General features: G+C 72.0%; 19 protein-coding genes and 2 tRNA genes. 8 read left to right on the forward strand and 13 right to left on the reverse strand.

Features of this window, described 5'->3' with window-relative positions:
* Positions 1-52 precede the first annotated feature (52 nt).
* Entirely contained in the window at positions 53-826 is a 774-nt protein-coding gene (locus M3148_RS07900) for a DUF2382 domain-containing protein (RefSeq protein WP_251304134.1), read from the forward strand.
* Here M3148_RS07900 and M3148_RS18130 read toward each other — a convergent pair.
* A complete protein-coding gene (locus tag M3148_RS18130; protein ID WP_308203227.1) occupies positions 820-1323 on the reverse strand; it encodes a sulfurtransferase TusA family protein in 504 nt (167 codons plus the stop codon). The two genes, M3148_RS07900 and M3148_RS18130, sit on opposite strands and share 7 nt — an antisense overlap.
* Positions 1324-1513: 190 nt before the next feature.
* The gene (locus tag M3148_RS07910) at positions 1514-2428 is read right to left on the reverse strand and encodes an ATP-grasp domain-containing protein (protein ID WP_251304135.1); all 915 of its coding nucleotides are present in this window, start codon (positions 2426-2428) and stop codon (positions 1514-1516) included.
* A 138-nt stretch (positions 2429-2566) separates the two neighbouring features.
* Between M3148_RS07910 and M3148_RS07915 the strand changes: the two genes are divergently transcribed.
* Positions 2567-2642, forward strand: a tRNA-Lys gene (locus M3148_RS07915).
* 40 nt (positions 2643-2682) lie between these two features.
* Here the strand turns inward: M3148_RS07915 and M3148_RS07920 are convergent.
* Together M3148_RS07920 and M3148_RS07925 are read right to left on the reverse strand one after the other, a co-directional pair.
* Positions 2683-3516: a M23 family metallopeptidase gene (locus tag M3148_RS07920; RefSeq protein WP_251304136.1), complete on the reverse strand. Its 834-nt coding sequence runs from the start codon at positions 3514-3516 to the stop codon at positions 2683-2685.
* Positions 3513-4004 carry an ArsR/SmtB family transcription factor gene (locus tag M3148_RS07925; RefSeq protein ID WP_251304137.1) on the reverse strand — a complete coding sequence of 164 codons (492 nt, stop codon included), beginning with the start codon at positions 4002-4004 and terminating at the stop codon, positions 3513-3515. Before M3148_RS07925 ends, M3148_RS07920 begins: the two co-directional genes overlap by 4 nt.
* Before the next feature lie 98 nt (positions 4005-4102).
* Here M3148_RS07925 and bcp point away from each other — a divergent pair, with 98 nt between their 5' ends.
* From bcp to M3148_RS07945, 4 genes are all read left to right on the forward strand, one after another.
* The gene (bcp, locus tag M3148_RS07930; RefSeq protein ID WP_251304138.1) at positions 4103-4579 is read left to right on the forward strand and encodes a thioredoxin-dependent thiol peroxidase; all 477 of its coding nucleotides are present in this window, start codon (positions 4103-4105) and stop codon (positions 4577-4579) included.
* Positions 4580-4598: 19 nt separating this feature from the next.
* Positions 4599-4680: transfer RNA gene (locus M3148_RS07935), tRNA-Leu, on the forward strand.
* 49 nt (positions 4681-4729) lie between these two features.
* Positions 4730-5263, forward strand: a complete 534-nt coding sequence (locus tag M3148_RS07940; protein ID WP_251304139.1) for an NUDIX hydrolase family protein — start codon at positions 4730-4732, stop codon at positions 5261-5263.
* Positions 5260-5691, forward strand: a complete 432-nt coding sequence (locus M3148_RS07945) for a DUF3054 domain-containing protein (RefSeq protein ID WP_251304140.1) — start codon at positions 5260-5262, stop codon at positions 5689-5691. Before M3148_RS07940 ends, M3148_RS07945 begins: the two co-directional genes overlap by 4 nt.
* 94 nt (positions 5692-5785) lie before the next feature.
* Here M3148_RS07945 and rdgB read toward each other — a convergent pair whose 3' ends face one another.
* The 7 genes from rdgB to M3148_RS07980 all read right to left on the reverse strand — a co-directional run bounded on the left by rdgB (position 5786) and on the right by M3148_RS07980 (position 13443).
* Positions 5786-6406, reverse strand: coding sequence for an RdgB/HAM1 family non-canonical purine NTP pyrophosphatase (gene rdgB / locus M3148_RS07950; RefSeq protein ID WP_251304141.1), 621 nt, complete (start codon positions 6404-6406; stop codon positions 5786-5788).
* Positions 6403-7173, reverse strand: a complete 771-nt coding sequence (gene rph / locus M3148_RS07955) for a ribonuclease PH (RefSeq protein ID WP_251304142.1) — start codon at positions 7171-7173, stop codon at positions 6403-6405. Before rph ends, rdgB begins: the two co-directional genes overlap by 4 nt.
* 123 nt (positions 7174-7296) lie before the next feature.
* Positions 7297-8733, reverse strand: coding sequence for a GH1 family beta-glucosidase (locus M3148_RS07960; protein ID WP_251304143.1), 1437 nt, complete (start codon positions 8731-8733; stop codon positions 7297-7299).
* Between the two features lie 55 nt (positions 8734-8788).
* On the reverse strand, positions 8789-9679 hold the full coding sequence (locus tag M3148_RS07965) for a carbohydrate ABC transporter permease (protein ID WP_251304144.1): 891 nt from the start codon (positions 9677-9679) through the stop codon (positions 8789-8791).
* A complete protein-coding gene (locus M3148_RS07970) occupies positions 9676-10683 on the reverse strand; it encodes a carbohydrate ABC transporter permease (RefSeq protein ID WP_251304145.1) in 1008 nt (335 codons plus the stop codon). The genes M3148_RS07965 and M3148_RS07970 overlap by 4 nt, the downstream gene beginning before the upstream one ends.
* 74 nt (positions 10684-10757) lie before the next feature.
* On the reverse strand, positions 10758-12065 hold the full coding sequence (locus M3148_RS07975; RefSeq protein WP_251304146.1) for an ABC transporter substrate-binding protein: 1308 nt from the start codon (positions 12063-12065) through the stop codon (positions 10758-10760).
* Between the two features lie 355 nt (positions 12066-12420).
* The gene (locus M3148_RS07980; protein ID WP_251304147.1) at positions 12421-13443 is read right to left on the reverse strand and encodes a LacI family DNA-binding transcriptional regulator; all 1023 of its coding nucleotides are present in this window, start codon (positions 13441-13443) and stop codon (positions 12421-12423) included.
* A 121-nt stretch (positions 13444-13564) separates the two neighbouring features.
* On the opposite strand from M3148_RS07980, the gene M3148_RS07985 reads away from it, so the two are divergent.
* Positions 13565-14992, forward strand: a complete 1428-nt coding sequence (locus M3148_RS07985; protein ID WP_251304148.1) for a lipase maturation factor family protein — start codon at positions 13565-13567, stop codon at positions 14990-14992.
* A gap of 19 nt (positions 14993-15011) precedes the next feature.
* Here the strand turns inward: M3148_RS07985 and M3148_RS07990 are convergent, their stop codons facing one another.
* Positions 15012-16226 (reverse strand): pyridoxal phosphate-dependent aminotransferase, encoded by a 1215-nt coding sequence (locus M3148_RS07990; RefSeq protein WP_251304149.1) that lies wholly within the window; start codon positions 16224-16226, stop codon positions 15012-15014.
* A gap of 74 nt (positions 16227-16300) precedes the next feature.
* Entirely contained in the window at positions 16301-16891 is a 591-nt protein-coding gene (locus M3148_RS07995) for a TetR/AcrR family transcriptional regulator (RefSeq protein ID WP_251304150.1), read from the reverse strand.
* Positions 16892-16973: 82 nt separating this feature from the next.
* On the opposite strand from M3148_RS07995, the gene M3148_RS08000 reads away from it, so the two are divergent.
* Complete coding sequence (locus M3148_RS08000) at positions 16974-18632, forward strand: ABC transporter substrate-binding protein (RefSeq protein WP_251304151.1); 1659 nt, start codon at positions 16974-16976, stop codon at positions 18630-18632.
* The last annotated feature ends 9 nt before the right edge of the window (positions 18633-18641 follow it).

An 18641-nucleotide genomic window follows, 5' to 3' on the forward strand; every position in this document is an offset into this window, starting at 1 on the left:
TCCGTCCCACGAGGGCGAACCACCGCGCACGATTCCCGACCCTGGAGGACGCATGATCACCGAGCAGCAGGCAACGAGCATCATCGAGAACAAGGTCACCGTCGTCGGCACCGATGGCGACAAGATCGGCAACGTCGGCACCCTGTACTTCGACGACGAGACCGGTCGCCCGGACTGGGTCACCGTCAAGACCGGGCTCTTCGGCAGCTCCGAGACCTTCGTCCCGCTCGAAGGCGCTTCCCTCAGCGGCGACACCCTCACCGTGCGCCACACCAAGGAGGCCGTCAAGGACGCGCCGCGCATGGATGCGGACCAGCACCTCGACCTCGACCAGGAGGCTGAACTCTACCGGTACTACGGCCTCGACTACGGCGCCGGCACCGGCACGACGGGCACCACGGGTACCGCCGGCACCACCGGGACGTCCGGCACCACGGACCGCGACTCGCACGTCGCCGACGACACCCTGGTCCGCTCCGAGGAGCGGGTCGACGTCGGCACGCGCCGCCGCGAGGCGGGCAAGGTCCGCCTCCGCAAGTACGTCGTCACCGAGAACGTGACGAAGACGGTCCCCGTCACCCGCGAGGAGGTTCGCGTCGAGCGCGAGCCCATCACCGGCGCGGACCGCGGCCGCGGGGGCGCCGAGATCGGCGAGGACGTCGCCGAGGTCACGCTCCACGAGGACGAGGTCGTCACCGACAAGGAGACGGTCCCGGTGGAGAAGGTGCGCCTCGACACCGACACGGTGAGCGAGGACGCGCAGGTCACCGAGGAGGTCCGCAAGGAGCAGATCGCCACGGAGACGGACCGCGACACCCGTCACTGACACCACCCGGTGCGCGTGCGCACCCCACGACGAAACCCCGAGAGGCGCGGAGAGCCGCGCGTCCCGGGGTTTCGTCTTCGCCGGCGGTGGACATCCGGTGCAGCCCGCGCGGCCGTGGTCAGCGGCGCCGGCCGTAGGTGAGCACGAGATTCTCGCCGGTCGGGTACGGTCGCCCGCGGGCCGCAGCCCACGTCGGGCCGGTCCCGCACCAGGTGAACTCGCGCGGACGACGACGGCGGGCACGTGGCTCCGCCGTCGTCGCCCCCTCCCGGCTGCTTCTTCTGGAGGGTGATCGACCACTCCGCGTCACCGATGCGGCGGTAGTCGGTCACCGGACAGCCCTCCTGGGCGGCCCAGCGCGGGATCGCGTCGGTGGCCTGGGTGCAGTCGAAGTGGATCGTCAGGTCGTCGCCCTCGGGCACGGCCGCGATGGCGTCCTTGGCCTCGACGAGCGGGAAGGGGCAGACCCGTCCGGAGGTCTGGAGGGTGATGGGCACGGGTGGTCCTAGGGGCCGGCGCACCGCCGGGGTCGGTCGCTCGAGCCGGTCAGGCGAGCGGGGTCACCGGCACCCGCCGGTACACGGGCGGTGGGCAGCGGCGCGCGGCGACAGGTACGTGTGGCTGAGCATGGCGGTCCCCCACCGCCGTCCGGCCACTGAGACGGACGCGGGACGAGCCGCCCGCGGGTCACCAGAAGGCGCGGGAGGCGATGGCGTCGGCGAAGCCGTCCACGGCGTCGTCGACGGCACCGAGGTAGAGGGAGGCGTCGACGAGCGAGACCTCCATGACGGACGGCTCGCCGTTGTCGCCCTCGACCATGTCGATACGGCTGAACAGGAGCTGGGCGTCGCGGCCCATGCGCGACTTGATGTAGCCGTGGATCGCAGCGCGGGCCTGCTCCCCCACCCGCAGCTCGGCCTCGGTGGCGTACCGCGAGACGGCGACCTCGTCGCCCGGGGCGTCGGCGGCGGCCTGCGGGCCGAGGAGCATGGGCTCCTTCTCCACGACGTGGGACAGCACGCCGTTGAGGTAGATCAGCGCCGTCTCACCGCGCTCGTCCACCGACTCGACGTAGCGCTGGACCATGACGGCGCGTCCCTCCTGGAGGAGCCCGTAGGCGTGCTGGATCGCGTGCATCCGCGAGGTGGCGTCGCGCGCGGTGTACCGGCCGGTGTCGCGGGAGCCCGAGGAGATGGCCGGCTTGACGACGAAGTCGCCCAGCGAGGGGAAGCGGGTGTGCACCTGGTGCTTGGACAGGTTCTGCTCCGGCTCCAGCCACACGGTGTCGATCGTCGGCATGCCGCGCCGGCCGAGCTCCTGGAGGTAGTGCTTGTCGGTGTTCCACTCGACGGTGTCTGCGCTGTTGAGCAGCTTGCGGATGCCCTTGGTCCAGGTGAGGAAGTCCGGCCGGCGGCTCGCGTAGTTGTGGACGGCGCGCAGGACGACGATGCCCGCCTCCGTCCAGTCCACGGACTCGTCGTCCCACGCGGCGACGCGTGGCTCGATGCCCCGCTCGGCGAGGGCGTCCGGCAGCCCCTCCTCACCCTGGTCCAGGTCGGGGTGGTCCAGGCAGGTCGCGAGAGTGACACGAGGCTTCGACACGCGCCCAACCTATCCGAAAGCGCGGTATGCCGCGGGTTGCTCGCGGGACCCGGTGATCCTCATCACGAGGGCCCCTCCTGGCTGGGCAGCACCCGGAGCCGGTGGTAATGTTTGGGACTGCCGCAAGGGCACCAGCAAGCGCCATTAGCTCAATTGGCAGAGCAACTGACTCTTAATCAGTGGGTTCTAGGTTCAAGTCCTAGATGGCGCACCAGCCGAAGGCCGTCTCCCCCGGGAGGCGGCCTTTCGCGTTGCTACCCGAGCTCGAGCACCTGGCCGTTCTCCGGGAAGTCCGGCAGCGCGCTCGGCCTGCGCCCGCCGGTCGCCCACCGCGGGTCGCGCTCGCCGCCGGCGCTGACACCGCACCACCGCATGGGGACCCCCGCGGCGGCGGTGGGGTGCTCCCGGTCCATCAGCTGCACGTGCAGGTGCGGCTCGGAGGTGTTGCCGGTGTTGCCCACCTGGGCGAGCACCTCCCCGGCACGCACCGTCCCACCGTCCCGGACGGCGACCGAGCCGCGGCGCAGGTGGGCGTAGACGCCGACGGTGCCGTCCTCGTGCCTGACGAGGACGTGGTTGCCGAGGACCTTGCCGACGCCGGCCAGGTCCCGGAGGAACCCCTCGGCGGTCATCATCCAGATGAGCAGCGGCCACGTGTCCCGGGCGCCGTGGTCCCGCTGGGAGTCGCTGGCCCGGACCACCGTGCCGCCGGCCATGGCGTGCACCGGACGGCCGAAGGCCGGGTAGGTCTCCGGCGGGCGCGGGCGCAGGCCCCAGCCGACCGCCGTCGGGGCGTCGGGTGCGGGCTGGAGGACGTCAACGGCGTACGCCTGCCCGTAGGCCTTGACCCCGTGGCTCGGCACCGCCGTCCCGGGGCCGTTGACGACGACCCAGCGCCCACGCAACGGCGCCTCGACCTCGACGGCATCGTGCGTCGTTGCCGGCGGGCGGACGAGGGACAGCGCGAAGGCGACGGCGGCGACGACGAGCCCCCACGGTCGCGGGACCGGCAGGAGCACGGCGACGGGGACGGCCGCGACGAACAGCCGCGTCCACCACGTCTGCCAGCGGGCGACGGCGCGCCTCATCGCCGTCCCCCGAGGACGACGGCGAGCAGCGGGACGACCCGCGCGACGGGCACCTCGTACCGGCCGCCGCCCAGCGCTCGGAGCCATCCCGCGGCGGTGAGCTGGCGCAGGTGGTGGTAGACCTGCCCGCTCGTGCCGACGCCGTCGGTGTCGACGAGCTCCGCGACCGTCGTCGCGCCGGCGAGGACGCGCTGGAGCAGGCCCAGCCGCACGGGGTGGCCGAGCGCGACGAGCACGTCGGCCTCCTCGGTCCAGTCGGCGCCGAGGAGGTCGTCCGTCGCGGCACCGAGCTGCCACTGCGCGCGGCGCCCGTCGGGCAGCTCGACGTGCCCGACGAGGACCACGGCGCCGGGGTCCTCCACCCGCTCCTGCAAGCCGTGGAGGGCCCACAGCGGGCTGTCGGGCGCGACGTCGGCGGCAGAGGAGGCGAGGCGGGACTCGAGGGCGGCAACACGTTCCTCGAGAGCGGCGAGGCGGTCGGCTGACATGACTCAACGGTATTACGAACTTCCGTACTCACATAGGCCGCGGACCGGCGGGCCGTGCGATCCTGGACGGGACCGCCCATGACGACGACGGAGGACCCGTGCCCCAGCTCTCCCCCGGCGACACCGCCCCGGACTTCACCCTGCCCACCGCCGACGGCGCCACGGTGAGCCTCGCGGAGCTGCGCACCTCGGCCGACAAGGGCGTCGTCGTCTACTTCTACCCGGCCGCCTCCACGCCGGGCTGCACCACCCAGGCCTGCGACTTCCGCGACAGTCTGGCGGCCCTCCAGGGCCAGGGCTACGCCGTCGTCGGCGTCTCGCCCGACGGCACCGACAAGCTCGCCCGCTTCGCCGACGCCGAGTCCCTCACCTTCCCGCTCGCCTCCGACCCCGACCACGAGGTCATCGAGGCGTGGGGTGCCTGGGGCGAGAAGAAGAACTACGGGCGCACCTACACCGGCCTCATCCGGTCCACCGTCGTCGTCGACGCGGACGGGACCGTCACGCTGGCCAAGTACAACGTCAAGGCCACCGGCCACGTCGCCCGCCTGCGCAAGGACCTGGGCATCGACTGACCCCGTAGGCTTGTCCAGCGCGCGAGTGGCGTAATTGGCAGCCGCGCCAGGTTTAGGTCCTGGTGTCCTTGGACGTGCGGGTTCGAGTCCCGCCTCGCGCACGACGTACGCGCCCCGCGCGGGCACCCACGCACCACGGAGAGAAGCACCATGAGCGGACTGGCCTCGGACGACATCACCCCCTGGCTGCCGCCGGAGGACCTCGACAGGGTCCGCCGCCAGGTCCCGATGCTCTACGTCGACGTCCTGCCCGTGCGGGTGGACGCCACCGGCCAGGTGCAGCAGGTCGGCTTGCTCCTGCGCGCCACGGACGGCCGCCTCCAGCGTGCGCTCGTCTCCGGCCGCGTCCTCTTCCACGAGACCTTGCGCGAGGCGCTCACGCGCCACCTGGAGAAGGACCTCGGCTCGCTGTGTCTGCCGCGCGTGCCACTCTCCCCCCAGCCCTTCACCATCGGTGAGTACTTCCCGACGCCGGGACAGGGCTTCCACGACCCGCGCCAGCACGCGGTGTCGCTCGCCTACGTCGTCCCCGTCGACGGCGACTGCCACCCCCAGCAGGACACCCTCGAGGTCGGCTGGTTCACCCCTCGTGAGGCGCTGCTCCCCGAGGTGCAGGCGGAGCTTGTCGACGGCCACGGCACCCTCCTGCGCCAAGCGCTGGCGCACGTCGGCCGCCTCCCGTGAGCATCCAGCCCGGGACCGGCCAGCAGGGGCTGGACGTGGGCCGTGCCTCTCGGTCCGCCGGGCCCGGGATGTGGGGCCAGCGGGGCGCCGCGATGCTGCTCGACATGGCGGCGGTCGTGCTCTTCGCCTACCTCGGGCGCGGGGCGCACGACGGCGGGCGGGCGGTGACCGACGTCCTCGAGGTGGCCCTGCCGTTCCTTCTCGCACGGCTCCTCGTCACGGTGCTCGTCCAGCACGGGTCGCTGCGGCTGTGGCCGGGGGGCGTCGTCGCCTGGCTCGTCACCTGGGGCGGCGGCCTGGGCCTGCGAGCGGCGCTGGGGGACGGCACGGCGGTGCCCTTCGTCCTCGTGGCGCTCGGCGTGATCGGGGCGCTGTTCCTCGGCTGGCGCGCCGTCTGCCTCCTGGTGCCGCGCGCCCGCCGCCGCTGACCCACGCCCTTCTCGCCGAGTACGCACATGCGGTCGCCAGGACGCCCGTCGGGCGACCGCCAGGTGACCGTACGTGCGTACTCGCGGGTCGGGGTCAGGCGAGGACGCGCACGATGTGCGGCGCGAGGGCGCGGAAGGCCTTGCCGCGGTGGGAGATCGCGTTCTTCTCCTCGGCGCTCAGCTCGGCCGCGGAGCGGTCCTCGCCGTCGGGCTGCAGGATCGGGTCGTAACCGAAGCCGCCGCTGCCTCGGGGCGCGGTGAGCAGCCGCCCGGGCATCTCGCCGGTCTCGACGACCTCCACGCCGTCGGGCGTGACGAGCGCGGCGGCGCAGACGAAGCGGGCGCGGCGGTGCTCGGCGGGCACGTCGGAGAGCTGCGCGAGGAGGAGGTCGAGGTTGGCGCGGTCGTCGCCGTGCCGGCCGGACCAGCGGGCGGAGAAGATCCCGGGCGCCCCACCGAGGACGTCGACGGCGAGGCCCGAGTCGTCCGCGACGGCCGGCAGGCCCGTGGCGGCGGCCAGCGCCCGCGCCTTGATGAGCGCGTTCGCGGCGAAGGTGACGCCGTCCTCCACGGGCTCCGGTGCACCGACGTCGGCGGCGCCGACCACGGACGCCGGGTCCAGGTCCGGCAGGAGCGGGGCGAGGATGGCCCGTAGCTCCCCGATCTTGTGGGCGTTGTGCGTGGCGAGGACGAGCCGCGCCGCGGTGGCGCTCACCGGCCGGGGATGGGCGCGGCGAGGGCAGCGCGCTGGAGCTCGGTGAGCTTGGCGGTGCCGGCGACGGCGAGGTCGAGGAGCTCGTCGAGCTCGTGGCGCTCGAAGGGCTTGCGCTCGGCGGTGCCCTGGACCTCGACGAAGCCCCCGGACCCGGTGACGACGACGTTCATGTCCGTCTCGGCGGCGACGTCCTCGACGTAGGGCAGGTCGAGGACCGGCTGCCCGTCGACGATGCCGACGGAGACGGCGGCGACGGAGTCGGTGAGCACCGGCGTCGCGCCCTGGGTGATGGCGCCCTTGGCGATCCCCCACGCGACGGCGTCGGCGAGCGCGACGTAGGCGCCGGTGATGGCGGCCGTGCGGGTGCCGCCGTCGGCCTGGAGCACGTCGCAGTCGAGGACGATCGTGTTCTCCCCCAGCGCACTCACGTCGATGATGGCGCGCAGGGAGCGTCCGATGAGGCGGGAGATTTCGTGGGTGCGGCCGCCGACGCGGCCCTTGATGGACTCGCGGTCGCTGCGGGTGTTGGTGGAGCGAGGGAGCATCGCGTACTCGGCGGTGACCCAGCCCTGGCCCGAGCCCTTGCGCCAGCGCGGCACGCCCGGGGTGAAGGAGGCGGCGCACAGCACCCGGGTGCCGCCGAACTCGACGAGCACGCTGCCCTCGGCGCTGTCGAGCCAGCCTCGGGTGAACCGGACCTCACGGAGCTCGTCGGGGGCGCGGCCGTCGGCGCGCGGAACGATGGTGCTCGCGGAGGTTGAGGTCATCCCGACAGGCTAGCGACTCCCCCGCCGTCGGGGCGAGGCGCGACCGGCGGAGGTGACCTTCCTCGCGTGAGACGGCCCCGCACGCCGCACCGGGTGGTGCGACGTGCGGGGCCGAGCAGTTCCTCAGGCCTGCTGGGCCGTGATGAGGTCGGCGTACCAGTGGGCGCTGGCCTTCTTCGTGCGCTCCTGGGTCTCGTAGTCCACGTGGACGATGCCGAAGCGCTTGGAGTAGCCGTAGCCCCACTCGAAGTTGTCGAGCAGCGACCACACGTAGTAGCCGCGCACGGGCGCACCGGCGGCGACGGCGTCGCTCACGGCCTGGACGTGGTCGCGCAGGTACTCGATGCGGTCCAGGTCCTGGATGCTGCCGTCGGTCTCGACACGGTCCGGGAAGGCCGCCCCGTTCTCCGTCACCATGAGCTGCAGGCCCGGGTGCTCGCGGTGCATCCGCACGAGGAGCTCGGTGAGTCCGCGGGCGTCGATGGACCAGCCCATCTCCGTGTACGGACCGGGCAGCTGCGGGAACTCGATGTCCGCGCAGGCCGGCCACGGGCTGGCCGTGCTCGCCCCGTGGCCGTCGGCCTCCTCGCGCTCGCCCACGCCGTCGTACGCCCGCACGACGGTGGGGCTGTAGTAGTTGACCCCCAGGACGTCGAGGGGCTGGCGGATGAGCTCCAGGTCGCCGTCCTTGACGAAGGACCAGTCACTGACCGAGGCCGTCGCCTCGACGATGTCCTGCGGGTAGGAGCCGGTGAGGACCGGGTCGAGGAAGACCCGGTTCTGCAGGCCGTCGATGCGCTGCGCGGCGGCGACGTCGGCCGGCGCGTCGGTGGCCGGGTTCACCCAGGCGAGGTTGAGCGTGAGCCCGACCGTCGCGTCGGGACGCTCGGCGCGGATCGCCGTCGTCGCCAGGCCGTGGGCCAGGTTGAGGTGGTGGACGGCGGCGAGGACGTCGGCGTGGTTCGTGCGGCCCGGGGCGTGGACGCCGCTGCCGTAGCCGAGGTAGGCCGAGCACCACGGCTCGTTGAGGGTGATGAAGGTGCCCAGGCGGTCACCGAGGCGGGCGGCGACGACGCCCGCGTACTCGGCGAAGCGCTCCGCCGTCGCCCGTGCCGGCCAGCCGCCGGCGTCCTCGAGCGCCTGGGGCAGGTCCCAGTGGTAGAGCGTCGCGGCCGGCGCGATGCCGGCGGCGAGAAGCTCGTCGATGAGTCGGGAGTAGAAGTCGATGCCCTCCTCGTTGACCGGGCCGAGGCTGTCGGCGGTGACCTGCGAGGTGATGCGGGGCCAGGCGATGGAGAAGCGGTAGGTCTGCAGACCCAGCTCCTTCATGGTCGCGACGTCCTCGCGGAAGCGGTGGTAGTGGTCGTCGGCGACGTCGCCGGTGTCCCCGTTCTGCACCTTGCCGGGGGTGTGGCTGTAGGTGTCCCAGATGGAGGGAGTACGGCCGCCCGCGTCGGCGGCGCCCTCGATCTGGTAGGCCGCGGTCGCCGCGCCCCAGACGAAACTCGTGGGCAGGTCGAGGCGGAGCGCGTCGGGCGCGGTGGTGGTCTGGATGCTCATGGTGTGAATCAGGGCGCTGACGCCCTGCTCCCTTCTTCGTGGGTGAGAGGTGGCCTCAGCCCTTGACGGCGCCGGCCATGATGCCGCTGACGATCTGGCGGCCGAGCAGGATGAAGACGACGACGACGGGCAGCGTGCCGATGAGGGTGCCGGCCATGATGATGGCGGTGTCCGGCACGTAGCCGCTGCCCAGGTTGTTCAGTGCGACCTGGACGGTCGGGTTGGTGGAGTTCAGGGTGATGACCGGCCAGAAGAAGTCGTTCCAGGCCGTCATGAAGGTGAGCATGCCGAGCACCGCCATCCCGGGGCGGGCGATCGGCAGGACGATGCTCCAGAAGGTGCGCAGCGACGTCGCGCCGTCCACGCGGGCGGCCTCGATGAGCTCATCCGGCAGGGACTGCATGAGGTACTGGCGCATGAAGAAGACGCCGAAGGCCGAGACGAGCGTGGGCAGGATGACCGAGGACAGCCGCCCGGCGAGGTCCAGCTCGGACATCACCATGTAGAGCGGCACGACACCGAGCGTCGGCGGGATCATCATCGTCCCGAGCGTCATGGCGAACAGCTGCTTCTTGCCCTTGAAGTGGAGCTTGGCGAAGGCGAAACCGGCCAGCGTGCAGAAGAGCAGCGTCGCGACGGTGACCGTGCCGGAGACGATGACCGAGTTCGTGATGGCCAGGCCGATGTTCTGCTGGTCGAGCGCCGTCTGGATGTTCGCCCACAGGTTCGGGCCCGGGGTGAGCGGCGGCGGGGACTGGACCATCTGCGACATCGGCCGGCTCGCCGCGACGATCATGTAGTAGAAAGGCGCGACGAACAGGAAGGCCGTGACGCCGAGGACGACGTAGGTGAGCCAGCCGGCCCCGTGGTTGTCGCGCTTGCGCGAACGGCGCGGCGCGGCCAGCGGCGTGCCGGGGATGGCAGGCGGGCGGGTGATCGTGGTCATCGGTCTCCCCCGTCGGTGAGGCGCTGGCGCGTGCGCAGGCGCACGAGCGCGGTGTTGAGCAGGACGAGGACGATGATGAGCAGGAAGGTCACCCACGCGACGGCGGCCGCCCGGCCGAGGCTGCCGAACTGCCAGCCCTGCTGGTACATGAACAGGCCCAGCGTCTGGTACTGGTTGACGGCGCCGCCGTTGGGCGTCCCACCGCCGAAGAGCAGGGGTTCACCGAAGAGCTGGGTCGCCCCGATCGTCGAGACGACGACGGTGAATACGATCGTCGGGCGCAGACCCGGCAGGGTGATGTGGCGGAACTGCTGCCACCGGCTCGCGCCGTCGAGGGAGGCTGCCTCGTAGAGGTCGAAGGGGATCGACTGCATGCCGGCGAGGTAGATGAGGGCGTTGTAGCCCGTCCACCGCCACGTCACGATGACCGCGATGGCGATCTGCGCGGTGAGGTTGCCGTTGCGCCAGTCGATGGCCTCCATGCCGACGAGCGAGAGCATCCAGTTCGCGAAGCCGCCGTCACGCCCGAAGATCTGCGCGAAGACGAGCGTCGACGCCGCGACGGAGGTCGCGTACGGCATGATCATCGCGATTCGGAAGAAGTTCCGCGCCCGCATCCGGTAGTTGAGCAGGTGCGCCAGACCCAGGGCGAGGACGAGCTGCGGCACGGTCGAGAGGACCCCGATGGTGAAGGTCTTGAGCAGCGCGTTGTAGAACTTCGGGTTCTCGAAGAGCCAGACGAAGTTGTCCAGCCCCACCCAGGTCATCTCCGAGTTGAGGCGGAAGTCGTAGAGGCTGACCCACACCGTGTAGACGAGGGGGAACAGCCCGAAGGCGGCGAAGAGCAGGAAGAACGGCGCGACGTAGACGTAGGGCGCCGTGACGGCCTCCCACCGGAAGATCCGGGACCGCAGGGTGCGGCGGGGCGGCTGGGGCGCGGGACGCGCGGGGGGCTCGGGGGCCGGCGCGCTCGCTGCCGGCCGCACGGGGGCGGTGGACGTCATGGTGGCCTCTCGTCTGGTCAGGGCGGGGACGGACCGGTGGGGCGGGCGATGTGCGCCCGTCCCACCGGGTGCCGTCAGCCGACCTGGTTGAGGATCTGGGAGACGCCGCTCTCCCAGGCCGCGGCCGGGTCGACGCCGTTGACCTCGACGGACAGCAGGGCCTGGACGAGCGCGTTCTTCGCCACGCCGTCGTGCGGGCCGAGGATCTGCGTCGGCGCGTTCTCGGCCGAGGTCGTGAACACCTCACCGGTGGGGGCGCCGTTGAAGTACTCGTCGGTCGTGTCACCGACGAGCTCGATCGCGCCGGTGTTGGAGGGGAAGTTGCCGACGTTCTCGAAGACGGCGGCCTGCTGCTCGGCGTCTGTCAGCCACGCGAGGAGCTTGGCGGCCTCCTCCTTGTTCTCGCTGGCCTCCGGGATGCCGAGGTAGGCACCGCCCCAGTTGCCACCCTGACCACCGGGGAGGGTGGTGATGTTCCACTGGCCGCTGCCGGCGTCGCCGGCCTTGCCCTTGATGTAACCGATCATCCACGAGGGGCAGGCGATCGAGGCGAAGGTGCCGCTGCCGAAGCCGGCGTCCCAGCTCGGGTCGACGAACTGCTCGAGCTTGGCGGTCAGCCCGTCCTGGCCGGCCTGCGCTGCCATGTCGAAGGCCTCGCGGACGGCGGGGTTGGTGTCGACGACGAGCTCACCGCTCGCGTCGTGGTAGATCTCCTCCTCGGTGGAGATGATCGCGTTGTACAGGCCACCGGCCGAGTCGTGGAAGGCGGTGCCCTCCGGGGCGCCGGCCTGGAACTCCTCACCGAGGGCGAGGAAGTCCTCCCACGAGCCGAGGCGGCTCGCAAGCTCGTCCGGACTGCTGGGCAGGCCGGCCTCCTCGAAGAGGTCGGTGCGGTAGCACAGTGCCATCGGTCCGATGTCGGTGCCCAGGCCGAGGACGCGGCCGTCCGCCGTCGTGGCGGCGTCGGCCTTCCACTGGACGTAGTCACCGACGCGCTCGCCGGCCACGGTCTCGCTGAGGTCGGTCCACAGGTCGGCCTGGTTGGCCGTGACCTCGGAGATCCGGGCGACCTCGATGCCCTGGATGTCGGCGGTGCCGCTGCCGGAGTTGAGCTTGGTCTGCAGTGCGGGCCAGTACTTGTCCTCGCCCTGGGTGGAGTCGTACTCGATGACGATGTCGGGGTTCTCCTCCATGTACTGCTCGAAGAGGCCCGACTCCTCGAAGCCGAAGGTGCCGAAGAGCGAGACGGTGAGGGTCGTCTTGCCGTCGCTGCCGGCGTCGGCCGCGGCCGAGTCGTTGCTTGCGCTGTCCCCGCAGGCGGACAGCGTCAGTGCGCCCGCCGTCATGGCCGCGATGACGGCCACAGACTTCCTGGTGTGCATTGCTCCTCCTCCCGGCCGAAGCGGCCGGCTGGTGTCGGCGGGCGAATCAGGCCTTCCTGATCGCCCCGTCCGTGCCCCCAGCTCTTCCTGGGCGGCGCGGGAACGGATGGGCGCCGTGGAAGCGGTTCCATGACGTTCCACGTACTGTGCCGGTGCGGTGCCCACCGTGTCAACCCATCCGGCAGAACCGCCTTCCACTTGCGTCGCCCTTCTCGATCTTGCGGCGCCCTTTCCGTCACCCTCGGCGGAGCGAGAAGTGCGACGCAAAGGGGGCTGGCCGGCCGGCGACCAGGGCACGCCGGAACAGCTCAGCGCTCGGCGCGAGAGGGGCTGGCGGAGGGGCTTTTGGCCCGGGCTAGGCGGAGTCGCGGGGGACGAGGGCGACGTCGAGGGTCACCGAGGTGGCCTGGCCACCGTCGGCGAGGTCGATGAGCATCCGGGCCATCTGCCGCCCCATCGCCTCGAGGGGCTGACGGACAGTGGTGAGCGGCGGGTCGGAGTCGACGGCGATCGGGACGTCGTCGAAGCCGACGACGGCGACGTCATCGGGCACGCGCAGGCCCCGCTCGCGCAGCGCCCGCAGCGCACCGACGGCGGTGAGGTCGTTCGCCGCGAAGAGCCCGTCGAGCTTCTCCCCCGTCGCGAGCAGCTCGCGCATGGTGCGGTAGCCGCCGCCGATCGTGAAGTCACCTTCGACCACCCGCGAGCCCGGCAGCTCGACGCCCTGCTCGGTGAGCTCCGCCCGGAAGCCGGCGAACCGGTCGCTGGTCGCGGTCATGTCACGCGGACCGGTGATGGTCGCCGGCGTGCGGCAGCCGCGGGCGAGCAGCGCCTGCGCGGCGAGCCGGCCCCCGGTGAAGTTGTCCGGGCTGACGAAGGGGAAGGAGGCGCGGCGGCTCGGCGGGCGGCCCGCCAGGACGACGGGCACCCCGAGCCGGTGGACACGCCCGGGCAGCGGGTCGTCGCCGTGGACGGAGAGGAACATCGCGCCGTCGACGTGGCCACCGGCCGCGTACTCCTCCAGCCGGGCGCGGTCGTCGTCGCTGCTCACGACGACGAAGAGCAGCTGGCGTCGTCGCTCCGCCGCCGCCACCTGCGCCCCGCGCAGCACCCCGGCGAAGAACGGGTCGGCGAAGAACTTCTCCCCGGACTCGGCGACGACGAAGGCGAGCGCGTCGCTGCGGCTCGTGGCCAGCGAGCGGGCCGCCTGGCGCGGGACGTAGGAGAGCTCCGCGGCGGCCGTGCGGACCGCCTCGCGGGCCCGGTCACTGACCCTCGGGTCGCCGCTCAGCACCCGGCTGGCGGTGGCGCGGGAGACCCCGGCCCGCTCGGCAACCGTGTCCAGGGTCGGCGCCGGGTCTCTCAGTGGCGTGGCCATGGGGCTCCTCCCTCCGGCAGTGGTCGTGGTGGACAGTATGCACACCGCTTCCATGGGCGGCGTCCAACGCCCAGGCGTGCGGGTGCCCGCGAGCCGGTGTTCGATGGGCGGGGAGGCACCGGTGGACTGGTTCGTCGCGGAGGACTACGGGCTGGCGCGCGTCGTGCTGCAGCGGGGCGTCGCGCTGCTGTACGTCGTCGCCCTCGTCGCGGTGCTGCGGCAGTTCCCGGCCCTGCTCGGCGAGCGCGGACTGCTGCCCGTCCCCCGCTTCACCGCCCGCGTCCCGGCACGGGCGACCCCGAGCCTCTTCCACTGGCGCTACTCCGACCGGCTGCTGCGCGTCGTCGCCTGGACCGGGCTGCTGCTGGCCCTCGCCGTCATCGTCGGCCTCCCGCAGCAGGGCCCGTCGTGGGTGCCGATGCTCGTGTTCCTCCTCCTCTACGGGCTGTACCTGTCGGTCGTCAACGTCGGGCAGGTCTTTTATGGCTTCGGCTGGGAGTCGCTGCTGCTCGAGGCGGGCTTCCTCGCCGCCTTCCTCGGCTCCGACGACGTCGGCACCCCGTGGATCACGCTCGTCGCCTTCCGCTGGCTCCTCTTCCGCGTCGAGTTCGGGGCCGGCCTCATCAAGCTGCGCGGCGACACCGCCTGGCGCGACCTCACCGCCCTGCACTACCACCACGAGACCCAGCCGATGCCCGGCCCGCTCAGCTGGTTCTTCCATCACCTGCCCGGCCCGCTGCACAAGGTCGAGGTCCTCGCCAACCACGTCACCCAGCTCGTCGTGCCCGTCCTCCTCCTCGCACCGCAGCCGGTCGCGACGTGGGCGGCCGCCGTCGTCGTCGTCACCCAGCTGTGGCTCGTGCTGTCGGGGAACTTTGCCTGGCTCAACTGGGTCACCATCGTCATCGCCTTCTCGGCGGTGAGCGACGACGTCGTCTCGGGCCTGGTCCCGGCCCTCGCCCCGGACCGGGCGTACGGGCCGACGCCGCTGTGGTTCGCCGTCGTCGTCATCGGCGTGGGTGCGGTGCTGCTCGTCCTCAGCTGGTGGCCGGCCCGCAACCTGTTCTCGCGGCGGCAGCGGATGAACGCCTCGTTCAACGCCTTTCACCTCATGGGCGCCTACGGGGCCTTCGGCTCGATCACCCGGCGACGGGACGAGATCGTCGTCGAGGGCACGCGCGCGGCGGACCCCGGCGAGGACGACTGGGAGGAGTACGTGTTCCGCGGGAAGCCGGGGCCGGTGGGCCGGCTGCCCCGGCAGTTCGCGCCCTACCACCTGCGGCTGGACTGGGGCATGTGGTTCCTCGCGCTGGGATCCTCGGCGCAGCTGTCGTGGTTCCTGCCCTTCCTCGACCGGCTCCTGGAGGCGGACCCGGCCACCCTGCGGCTGCTCGCCCACGATCCCTTCGACGGCGAGCGCCCGGCGTGGGTGCGGGCGCGTGTCTTCCGCTACCGGTACTCGACGTGGGAGGAGCTGCGCCGCGAGCGGGTGTGGTGGGTGCGCCGGGAGGTCGGGGCGCTCACGGCTCCACGGCGCTTGCCGCGGTGAGGCCCGCACCCGTCCGCGGTCAGCGGCGGGCGGCGAGGAAATCGGCGATCCGGCCGATGGCCTCCTCCAGGACGCTCGCCTCGGGCAGCGTGACGAGGCGGAAGTGGTCGGGCGTGGGCCAGTTGAACCCGGTGCCGTGGGTGACGAGGATCTTCTTGGCCCGCAGCAGCTCGATGACGAACTCCTGGTCGTCGTCGATCGGGTAGACCGCGGGGTCGAGCCGCGGGAAGCAGTAGAGGGCACCGCGGGGCCTGACGTTGCTGACCCCGGGAATCTCGTTGAGCAGCCGGTCGGCGAGCATCGACTGCTCGTAGAAGCGGCCACCCGGCCCGATGAGCTCCTCGATCGACTGGTACCCGCCGAGTGCCGTCTGGATCGCGTGCTGCGCCGGCACGTTGGAGCACATGCGCATGTTGGCGACGAGCGTGAGGCCCTCGAGGAAGTCGGTGGCGATCTCCTTCGGTCCGGAGATCATCACCCAGCCCGCGCGGTAGCCGCAGACGCGGTACGCCTTGGAGAGGCCCGAGAACGTCAGGCACAGCACATCGTTGCCGGCGTACGTCGCCGCATGGTGGTGCTGTGCGTCCTCGAAGAGGATCTTCTCGTAGATCTCGTCGGCCATGACGACGAGGTCGTGCCGCCGCGCGATGTCGACGAGCGCCCTGACCGTCTCCGCGCTGTAGACCGCCCCGGTGGGGTTGTTGGGGTTGATGATGACGATGGCGTGCGTGTTCTCGGTGATCTTCGCCTCGATGTCGGCGAGGTCGGGGTTCCAGTCGTCATCCTCGTCGCACCGGTAGTGCACGGGGGTGCCGCCCGCGAGGGTCACGGCGCCCGTCCACAGCGGGTAGTCGGGCGCCGGCACGAGGATCTCGTTGCCGTCGTCGACGAAGGCCTGCAGCACCATCGAGATCAGCTCGGACACGCCGTTGCCGATGAAGATGTCCTCCACGCCGACGTCGCGCAGACCGTGCGACTGGTAGTAGTTCATGACGGCGGTGCGCGCCGACCAGATGCCCTGGCTGTCGGAGTACCCGGCCGACTGCGGCAGGTGGTGCACCATGTCGGCGAGGATCTGCTCGGGCGCCTCGAAGCCGAACGGTGCGGTGTTGCCGATGTTGAGCTTGAGGATCCGGTGCCCCTCGGCCTCGAGGCGCTGGGCCTCGACGAGGATCGGCCCCCGCACGTCGTAGCGGACACCTTGCAGCTTCTTGCTCTGGCGGATCGAACGCATGCCCCATCCTCGCAGGAGTCCTGGGCCCGCTCGGGGATGGCGCACACCTCGCTCATGTCGCGGCGCCGGCCGGACTACCTCGCGCCTGGCGCCGCCAGCACCTCCAGGGCGCGGGCGAGCACCTCCTCCAGCGGCGCCCGCGGAACGGGCGCCCGGGACCACACGCGCAACGCCGCCAGGAGAGCCCCCGCCTGCGCCGCCCCGACGACCTCGGCCGCCAGCTCCTCCACGCCGCGCCGCCGGAGGTACGCGGCGAGGATGCGACCGGCCCGGACCTGGCGCCGCGCCGCCGACTCCTCGAGCTCCTCGGCCACGCCCATCGGCTCGGCGTTGGCGAACGCCAGTGCCGCGGCGCCCGGCTCGAGCGCGGCGGCCACGCGGAGCAGCGCGTCCCGCGTGTCGGTGACGGGGTCGGCCGCGGCGGCGTCGTCGTCCCCCAGCCGCACGGTGAGGGCGCCGAGCGCGTCGTCGACCGAGGTCCACAGCAGGTCGCTCTTGGCGGGGATGTAGTTGAAGAAGGTGGCCCGACTCACGCCCGCGCGGCGGGTGATGTCCGCCACGGAGGTGTCGGCGTAGCCCTGCTCGAGGAACAGCTCGACGGCCGCTTCCTCCAGCATCTCGCGGCTCGCAGACCGCGGCCGGCCCGCCCGGCGTCCCTCGTGCATACCGAGATCCTACGGTCCGCCGTCGTCCACGCAGGTCTATTGTTGGACGCAGACCAAGAACCTCCGAGTGAACGGTGCTCCCATGGCCAAGGCCACCTCCCTCGCTGCCGCCGCCCTCGCGGCGTCCCTGCTCCTCGCCGCGTGCGGCGGGGGCGACAGCGACGACGCCGCGTCGGGCGCCGGCGAGCCCGTCGAGGGCGGCACGCTCGTCTACGCCACCGGCGACGCCGAGCCCACCTGCCTGGACCCGCACGTGGGCGGCAACTACCCGCAGGCGCTCATCAGCACCCAGTACCTCGAGCCGCTCGTCGGCCGCGACGCCTCCGGGGAGATCCAGCCCTGGCTCGCCACCGACTGGGAGGTCAGCGAGGACGGGCTCACCTGGGACCTCACGCTCGCCGAGGGCCTCACCTTCACCGACGGCACGCCGCTGGACGCCGAGGCCGTCAAGGTCAACATCGAGCACCTCCAGGACCCGGACACCGCCTCCTCCACCGGCTACCTCGGGGTGCGGAAGATCGACGAGGTCGAGCCGGTGGACGCCACCCACGTGCGCCTCCACCTCTCCGAGCCGGACTCCGCACTGCTCGAGTCGCTGTCGATGCAGTGGACGGCGATGCAGTCCCCCGCCGGCATCGCCCGCGGCCAGGACGAGAACTGCGCCGCGCCCATCGGCACCGGACCCTTCGTCGTCACCGAGTGGGTGCCCCAGCAGCACGTCCTCCTCGAGCGCAACGAGGACTACGCGAGTCACGGCCCGGAGGCGGACCACGACGGCGCCGCCCACCTGCAGCGCATCGAGTGGCGCTTCATCCCCGACCCCGCCACCCGCTGGGCCGCCCTGCAGTCCGGGGAGGTGCACGTCATCGACAACCCCGAGCCGGAGGCGATCGTCTCCGCAAAGGCCGGGGAGGACATCACCCACATCGACGCGCCGCGGCCCGGTTCCGTCAACCGCATCGAGCTGAACTCGGCGCAGGCGCCCTTCGACGACGAGCGGGTCCGGCAGGCCTTCGTCTACTCCGCCGACGTCGACCCCGGCATCGAGGCGCTCTACCAGGGCGTGGCGACCCGCTCCCACTCCCCGCTGTCCAGCGTGGAGCCCATGGGTTACAGCGACCCCTCGCTCTTCGTCACCGACCTCGAGGAGGCCGAGCGGCTCCTCGACGACGCCGGCTGGACCGAGGTCGACGACGAGGGCTACCGCGTGCGCGACGGCGAGCGCCTCACCGTCCGCTTCCCGGTGAGCACGAACCAGTCGGTCGCCGCCGAGCAGGCGCTCTTCGAGCAGGTCCAGGCCAACACCAGGCGCGTCGGTTTCGAGGTCGTCCTCACCCCGCTCGACCTGTCCGCCTGGTACGGCGCGCTCGCAGCGCCGGAGGGCGGCGGGGAGAACACCTACGAGGCCGTCAGCGCCCCGTACACGAAAGTGGGGCCGGACGTGCTGCGCACGCTCTACCACTCCGACGGCACGGTCCCCGCGCCCAGCGGCTACTTCGCCAACCTCTCCCAGGTCACCGACCCGGAGATCGACGCCCTCCTTGACGAGGCCGCCCGGATCACCGACCCGGGCCAGCGCGCCGACCTCTACGAGGAGGCCCAGCGCCGCGTGCTCGAGGGCTACTACATCCTGCCGCTGTACGACCAGCAGAACCACTTCCTCACCCGCGAGGTGGAGGGCGTGACGACGCTCGGGACGGTGTCCACCCCGACCTTCGTCAACGCCCGGCTCACCTCCTGAGGGCCGCCC

This window comes from Georgenia satyanarayanai, assembly GCF_023715365.1.
Taxonomy (GTDB): Bacteria; Actinomycetota; Actinomycetes; order Actinomycetales; family Actinomycetaceae; genus Oceanitalea; species Oceanitalea satyanarayanai_B.